This is a genomic window from Brevundimonas sp. (assembly GCF_031082345.1).
Classification (GTDB): domain Bacteria; phylum Pseudomonadota; class Alphaproteobacteria; order Caulobacterales; family Caulobacteraceae; genus Brevundimonas.
This window is the reverse complement of record NZ_JAVHLH010000143.1, coordinates 1-7,407: the sequence shown is the minus strand read 5'-3', so window position 1 is coordinate 7,407 and position 7,407 is coordinate 1. Positions and strand designations below refer to the sequence as shown.

Below are 7,407 nucleotides of genomic sequence, written 5' to 3'. Positions count from 1 at the left end.
GCGGCACCTGGATTACATCTCCCGCAACGGCAAGCTTGTGCTGGAGGGACCGGACGGCGAGCGCTTCGAAGGTCGGGCCGCGGTCCGGACCCTGGCGGAGGACTGGGCCGCCGAACTCGCCGCCGAGCCGGGGCGCCGTCGCGACGCGCCGGTGTCCCTGTCCCTGGTGCTGAGCATGCCGGCCGGGACCGATCCCCTCCGCGTCCGGGACAGCGCCTGCGCCTTCGCCCTGGCGACCTTCGGTGAGCGCTTCCCCTGGGTCTTCGCCCTGCACACCGACGACCGCCATCCGCACGTTCATCTCACCGTCCGCATGCTGGGGCGGGAGGGCGAGCGTCTGAACCCGCGCAAGGCCGATCTGCAGGCCTGGCGGGAGGGCTTCGCCCGTGCCCTGCGCGCCCGCGGCGTCGAGGCGGAGGCGACTCCTCGCCGCGCCCGCGGCGTCGTGAGAAAGCCTGAACGCATCTCGGTGCGAAAGCTGAGGGAGCGCTATGTCGGGGGAGATGGGCCGATCCCGCGCGTCTTGGCCGGCGCCGCGGCCCAGGCGAGCCGGGCGGGACATGACGCCGAGCCCTGGCGTGACGCCGTGCGCGAACGCCAGTGGAAGATTCGCCGCGCGCTCGTCGCGGAAGCCCTGGAACTGTCTCGGTCAGAGAAGCCCGGCGATCGCGCCGCGGCGGAGGTGCTGGAGCGCTTCGTGCGGACCATGCCGGCCGTCGAAACGCAGCGGGATCACATCAGGCGAAGGCTCGATGCCGATCGCCGGGCCGAGGCGGACCAAGAACCCGAGCGCCCACGGCGCCGATGAGGCTGCGTCCGGGTCCGGCCTTCCCTGGTCGGCGCCGACCGTCGCCACCTTCGCCGGCAGGTAAGTCGGCGGTCTTTGTCCCGCGCGGCGCCCCTGTTCGGCGCGACGGGACTCAAACCGGTCCCTCACTTCGTTCCGTAGCCGACTCGCATAGGCGCGAAGCGGCGCGGCGGGATTGCGTGGATTGGCTAGGTTCGCGAGAAATTCCCGGACCGACATCGCGCGCGTCGCTGCGCCGAACATCGTGGCGGGCCAGAGGAGGGACGGCCGACTAGGGTTCGCCCTGGCGCTCGAAGAGCGCGTAGAACAGCAGCAGAAGCAGGATGTTCATCGCGGCGGCCACCGCCAGGGTTCCGAGGAAGGGAACGGCGTCGGCGGCGAGCCACAGCGACTTCATCTGCCAGTAGGCCGGCGAGAGCCACGCCAGATAGAGCATGGGCGGGACGGCGAAATAGGCCAGCACGGGAAGCGCGAGGACGCTGTTCGCCACCCGCATGACCGCAAGGGCGGCCATCTTGTTCCTGGCGATGGCCGCCATGGCGAGGGCGACGACCGGGGCGCTGATGGCGTTCACGATCGCGATCAGCGCCACGGTCGTGACCGGCAGCGGCGCCAATCCGGCCACCGGATAGGCGACGATCGTCACGCCGACCGAGAAGGCGAGCGGTGTGAACAGCCTGGCCGCCAGATAGCGCGCGAAGGACACCGGCATGACCCGCAACGCCATCATGGTGCGCTCGTCGCGCTCGCCGACGAGCAACAGGCCATAGACCGCGCCGACCATGCCTGGCGCGATCGCCGTCAGAAGGCTCATCAGCAGCAGCGGCGCGGCGCGCGCCAACGACGCGCCCAGGTCCTCGCCCAGATAGGCGGCGAGGGTGGCCTGAAGGGTCTCGGCGTCGGGAACGGCGAACCGGAAGATCAGGGCGACCGCCAGGGGCGCGGCGATGATTCCCGCCATCAGAGGATCCCGGGTCACCCGTCGAAGATCGGCCGCGACCAGGGTTGCGATCAGACCCCGGGGCCGTGAGGGAGATGCCGTGGTCATGACGCGCCCCCGATCCGGGCCCGCATGCGCCGAACGGCCAGATAGGCGAGGCCTCCGGCTGCGAGGAGCCAGGCCGCCAGAGACGCGCTCGCCCTCGCCGGCCCTTGCGGGGCGTCCAGGCTGAAAGCCGTCTCGATCAAGACCAGGGCCCCGGCGGTCGGGTGCCAGGCGAGCCATTCGGGGGCGATGCCCAGCAGCACGCCGTAGCCGGGGACGCCCAGCGCCATGATCGCGCCGATCATGGGGAAGAGATAGGCGTAGAGGTCGTCGAAATAGGCGATGAGGACGAACCCGAACAGGGCCGAGAGGCTCGCTGCCCCGGCCAGGCCCGCGGTGAGGGCGAGGGGCGATAGCGCCCCATCGTAGACCACAAGGACGATCACCAGGGTTTGCGCCAGCGAAATCAGGCTCACCGTCAGGACGCGCGCGACGATATAGGCCGGCGTCGGCGCGGGACTGACGCACAGCACCGCGAATGCGCCTTCGCCGCGCTCGAGCAACACCATCAGCCCCACGAGCATGAGCGGCGACAGAACCACGTCGAAGAGAATGACCGCGGCGATGAGCCTTTCGTAGCCGGCGAAGTCCAGGCGCGAGGCCTGCAGCGCCACCACGAGCATCAAACCGAACACCGCCAGACTCACCCAGATATAGCCCGAGCGATAAAGGGTTCGCAGATCGTTGCCGGCGAGTTGGGCAAGGGCGCTCATGCCAGCCGCTCCCCGGTCACGCGCATGAAGACGTCCTCGAGGCTGGGCTCCAGCGAGTGGATCGCTTCGATCCGGTTATCGGCGATCAGCTGCTGGAACTCGGCATTCACGGCCAGGCCATCGAGGGGGAAGCGGTCGCTGCGGAGCGCTCCGGCGACGCCGGACTGGACCTCGACGAGCCGATTGCTGTGCTCGAGGCGCAAGGCCGACGGCGCGCCGACCCGTGCAAGGCGGCCATTCACCAGGAAGCCGACATTGTCGCAGAGTTCGTCGGCGACGTGCATGTCGTGGGTGGTGAGAAAGACCGTGGTTCCGCCGTCGCGTTCGCGCCGGATTAAGTCGCGGACGATCCGCGCATTGCCAGGGTCCAGCCCCGACGTGGGCTCATCGAGGAAGAGGAGGGCGGGCCGGTTGATCAGCGACCGGGCGAGATTCAACCGTGTCTGCATGCCCTTGGAAAATTGCTCGACGCGCTTGTCCGCGTCGGCGCGCAGCCCCACCCACTCCAGCACCTCCTCTGGCGGGCGCGTGGGCGTGCGGAAGAAGGAGGCGAAGAAGCGAAGGTTCTCGATCGCGGTGAGCTTGCGATAGGCGCCCGGCAGTTCGAAACAGACGCCGATCCGTTCGAAATAGTCCGGCCCCCAGGATTTCACGGGGCTTCCCATGACGCGCAGGTCGCCGCGGTAGCCCCGCAACAGCCGGATCAGGATTTTTTGCGTGGTGCTTTTTCCGGCGCCGCTCGGTCCGAGGAAGCCGAAAATCTCCCCCTCCGCCACGGAAAAGCTAAGCCCGTCGACAGACGGGGGTCGCCCGCCATAGGCGAACGTCAGCTCCGTGGCCTCGATCATCATGTCCTGTTTCTCCCCGACGTCAGACCAAGGTGCCGGGACCATACCGTTCGGTTCAGTTTCCGGCGCCGAATTCGCTCTTGAGACCCAAGTCGCCCTTCAGCCTTGGGCGGAACAGGTCGACCAGGCGGCTTGTCCGTCGCTCCGCCACCCGCCCGGCCGGCGGACTGCGGCCAGCTGCAGACGCTTTGCCGCGAGGTGGAGCCGGTCGAACTGCTTCAGCCACGCCCGACCAACATGATGAGCAGAGCCGCGACGACAAGAACTGCGCAGGGCAATCCCCAGTGGAGCGCGTCTAGGACGGCGTCGGCCCGCAGCGCATTCCAGCCCTTCCAGAGGCTTGCGGCGAGGGCGGCGGTCAGAATGGCGGTCGGACCGATGCTTCTCCACCTCGACCGCCGGGCAAGCAGGCGAACGCCGTCCGTGGGAGGGGAGGCCTCGACGAACCGCTTCAGGATCTCCGCCTGTTCGATCGCGAGCGCCTGCTTGATGGCGTGCTCGAAGCGATTCATGGTGTCTCCTCGGATCGGGAAGCGTCGGGATCCCGGCTTTCCGGGGTGACGCTGATAGAGACAGGTGCCTCCGCAGGCCGATCCGGTTCACTTCGCGGTCCTCGAACCGCGATTATGATCGACCGCGACCAGGCGGGACTACTCTGGCCACCACCAATGGCCTTGAAACCTGGGCGTCGTCATTCCAACCACATGCCTGCCCGTCCCGGCAAATCCTTGGCGGCGTCAGCGCCTCAGGTGTCCGATCAAAGTCGCACCGCCCTCAGCCGCAGCGCGTTGCCGATGACGCTGACCGAGGAGAGCGCCATCGCGAGCGCCGCCAGGGCAGGCGACAACAACCACCCAAACACCGGATACAGGAGACCGGCCGCCACCGGGATGCCAAGCGCGTTGTAGCCAAAGGCGAAGACAAGGTTCTGGCGGATGTTGCCCATGACCGCACGCGACAGATGCCGCGCGCGAGCAATCCCCTCCAAGTCTCCGCTCAGCAAGGTGACTCCGGCGCTCTCGATCGCGACGTCCGAACCGGCGCCCATGGCCACGCCGACATCAGCGGCGGCCAGGGCGGGGGCGTCGTTCACGCCATCCCCCGCCATGGCGACGATGCGGCCTTGCGAGCGAAGCTGTTCGACGACGGACGCCTTGTCCTGCGGCAGGACTTCGGCGTGGACCTCGTCGATGCCGAGGCGTCGCGCCACGGCCTCGGCCGTCGTTCGGTTGTCCCCCGTCATCATGACCAGTCTCAGACCGGCGGCCTTCAACGCGACAATCGCGGCCGGCGTGGTGGCCTTGACCGGATCGGAGATGCTGATGACCCCGGCGGCTTTGCCGTCGATCGCCACGAAAATGGCCGTGGCGCCGTCGTTCCGGAGAGCGTCCGCCTTCGGCTCCAGGGTGGAGACGTCGATCGAAAGCTCACCGAGATACCGGGTATTGCCCAGGGCCACCCGGCGACCTTCGACCGTCCCGCGCACGCCGCGTCCCACCGGGCTGTCGAAGTCCACAGCTTCTGACATGGGCAGATCGCGAGCCTTGGCGGCCTGGACGATCGCATCCGCCAGGGGGTGCTCGCTTCCACGCTCAAGGCTGGCCGAAAGACGCAGGACGTCTGCTTCGTCGAAGCCCCGGACGATCAGCATCGCCGTCACGGACGGGCGTCCCTCGGTCAGGGTGCCGGTCTTGTCCAGGATCAGGGTGTCGACCTTCTCGAAGCGCTCCAGGGCTTCGGCGTTCTTGATCAGGACCCCGGCGCGCGCGCCTCGTCCGACACCCACCATGATCGAGATCGGGGTCGCGAGACCGAGCGCGCAGGGACAGGCGATGATCAGGACCGAAACGGCGGCGACCAGCGCATAGGACAACCGGGGCTCCGGCCCGACCAGTCCCCAGACGGCGGCGGCCAGCAGGGCGATCGCGATCACGGTCGGGACGAACCAGCCTGACACCGTATCGGCCAGCCGCTGTATCGGTGCGCGGCTGCGTTGGGCCTGGGCGACCATCTGGACGATCTGCGCCAGCAGGGTGTCGGCCCCGACCTTGTCGGCGCGCATGATGAAGGACCCGGTCTTGTTCAGGGCTCCAGCGACGACCCGGTCGCCGATCTCCTTGGTCACCGGCATGGACTCGCCGGTCACCATCGACTCATCGACGGCGACGCGGCCATCGAGGATTTCGCCGTCCACGGGGATCTTCTCGCCGGGGCGGACCCGCAGGGAGTCGCCGACAATGATCTGGTCAAGCGAGACGTCCTCATCGACGCCGTCCGCCCGAACCCGTCGCGCGATCTTGGGCGTGAGATCGAGCAAGGCCCGGATCGCCCCTGACGTCTGCTCCCTCGCGCGGAGTTCCAGGATCTGTCCGACCAGCACCAGCACCGTGATGACCGCCGCCGCCTCGAAATACACCGGCGCGCTGCCGTCGGCATTGAGGAAGGCGGGCGGGAACAATCCGGGCGCCACGACGGCCACGACGCTGTAGAGCCAGGCGACACCGACCCCCATGGCGATCAAGGTGAACATGTTCAGTCGGCGGGTGCGCAGCGAGGTCCAGCCACGCTGGAAGAAGGGCAGGCCGCACCACAGGACGACAGGCGTGGCCAGAGCGAACTGGATCCAGTTCGACGCCTGTCCGGAAAACAGCATGTGCAGGTTCGTCAGGTGCCCGCCCATCTCCAGCGCGAAGACTGGCAGCGTCAGAACCAGACCGATCCAGAAGCGGCGGGTGAAGTCGACCAGTTCATGGTTGGGCGGCGCTACGGCGGCGACGGTTTCCGGCTCCAGCGCCATGCCGCAGATCGGGCAGGAGCCTGGCCCTTCTTGCCGGATTTCCGGGTGCATGGGGCAGGTGTAGATCACGCCCGCAATGGCGGGGACGGGCTCCGCGCGGGGCTTCAGATAACGTTCCGGGGCCGCGACGAACTTCGTTCGGCACCCCGCCGAGCAGAAGAAATCGTCCTGGTCGTGATGACTGGTTCGGTGAGCGGTTGCCGTTGGATCAACCGACATCCCGCAGACCGGATCCTTTACCGTGGCCGATCCCGCAGAGGCTTTGGCCGAGCAACACGAATGATCTGCGACGTGACTGTGAGGAGGCGTGGACATGGCGCTTTCTCCGGCTGATCCGAGTGCCTGAATATACCCATAGGGGGTATAGCGCAAGATACCCTTGTGGGGTATATCCAGGGCTCTGGAGGCGAGGCCGCATGCAAATCGACACGAAGCCCAAAATCCTTAACCGACTGAGCCGGATCGAAGGCCAGGTGCGGGGCATCGCCCGCATGGTCGACGAAGACCGCTACTGCATCGACCTGCTCACCCAGTTGCGGGCCGTCCGCGCAGCGCTCCTTCGCGTGGAGACGGAAGTGTTGAGGGATCACCTCGACCACTGCGTCATGGGCGCGATGACCGGCGACGATCCCGAGGATCGAAAGGCCAAGGCCGCCGAGCTGATCGAACTGCTGGCCCGCGCTGCTCGATAGGTCTGACGGAACGAGACTGTCGGACCGCTAACGTCCCCTGCCGATGCCTGTTCCTCGCAACAAGGACAAGCGACCTCGGCCATCGTGTCTGTCAGGCAAGGTCCGGAACTCATGCCTCCACGCCATTTTCAATGGCGGTCGTGAGCGCCTTCCGTGACCGGATTGCGCGCCAGGTAAATCCGGACGAACAGGAACACCAACGCCATACCGACGGCGCCGATAACAACGATGAGCGGATCGGACCGCCACTTCATTGCGACGAAGGCGGCCAACACCACTGCATCGAGCGCAATGGCCATCAGCAGCACCCATCCGCGCGCGCTGATCTCCCGGCGGAGATGCCGGAACACGCCCCAGTGGATGATCATATCCATCACCAGATAGAAAAAGGCGCCGAGCGAGGCGATCCGGCTCAGGTCGAAGAAGACTGTCAGAAAGCCTGCGATCACGACGGTGTAAACGAGCGTGTGGTCCTTGATCGCGCCGGGCATGCCGAAATGGCTG

At 67.2% G+C, this 7,407-nt stretch carries 7 protein-coding genes and 1 pseudogene; 2 read left to right on the top strand and 6 right to left on the bottom strand.

All coding sequences use genetic code 11. The features are described 5' to 3' along the window. On the top strand, positions 1 to 808 hold an 808-nt coding region (locus RDU12_RS10110; RefSeq protein WP_308684547.1), incomplete at its 5' end, for a relaxase/mobilization nuclease domain-containing protein. A 271-nt stretch (positions 809 to 1,079) separates the two neighbouring features. Here RDU12_RS10110 and RDU12_RS10105 read toward each other — a convergent pair. The 5 genes from RDU12_RS10105 to RDU12_RS10085 all read right to left on the bottom strand — a co-directional run bounded on the left by RDU12_RS10105 (position 1,080) and on the right by RDU12_RS10085 (position 6,526). Next, positions 1,080 to 1,769: a hypothetical protein gene (locus tag RDU12_RS10105; RefSeq protein ID WP_366145262.1), complete on the bottom strand. Its 690-nt coding sequence runs from the start codon at positions 1,767 to 1,769 to the stop codon at positions 1,080 to 1,082. A gap of 83 nt (positions 1,770 to 1,852) precedes the next feature. After that, positions 1,853 to 2,566 (bottom strand): hypothetical protein, encoded by a 714-nt coding sequence (locus tag RDU12_RS10100; protein WP_300289592.1) that lies wholly within the window; start codon positions 2,564 to 2,566, stop codon positions 1,853 to 1,855. After that, a complete protein-coding gene (locus RDU12_RS10095; RefSeq protein ID WP_300289593.1) occupies positions 2,563 to 3,417 on the bottom strand; it encodes an ABC transporter ATP-binding protein in 855 nt (284 codons plus the stop codon). Before RDU12_RS10095 ends, RDU12_RS10100 begins: the two co-directional genes overlap by 4 nt. Before the next feature lie 215 nt (positions 3,418 to 3,632). Further along, the gene (locus RDU12_RS10090; protein WP_300289595.1) at positions 3,633 to 3,926 is read right to left on the bottom strand and encodes a DUF6768 family protein; all 294 of its coding nucleotides are present in this window, start codon (positions 3,924 to 3,926) and stop codon (positions 3,633 to 3,635) included. Between the two features lie 245 nt (positions 3,927 to 4,171). Then, positions 4,172 to 6,526, bottom strand: coding sequence for a heavy metal translocating P-type ATPase (locus RDU12_RS10085; RefSeq protein WP_300289602.1), 2,355 nt, complete (start codon positions 6,524 to 6,526; stop codon positions 4,172 to 4,174). 101 nt (positions 6,527 to 6,627) lie between these two features. Here RDU12_RS10085 and RDU12_RS10080 point away from each other — a divergent pair, with 101 nt between their 5' ends. After that, positions 6,628 to 6,903, top strand: coding sequence for a metal-sensitive transcriptional regulator (locus tag RDU12_RS10080; RefSeq protein WP_308684546.1), 276 nt, complete (start codon positions 6,628 to 6,630; stop codon positions 6,901 to 6,903). A 128-nt stretch (positions 6,904 to 7,031) separates the two neighbouring features. Here RDU12_RS10080 and RDU12_RS10075 read toward each other — a convergent pair. Continuing rightward, positions 7,032 to 7,407: pseudogene (locus tag RDU12_RS10075) on the bottom strand (amino acid permease); the annotation flags it as partial.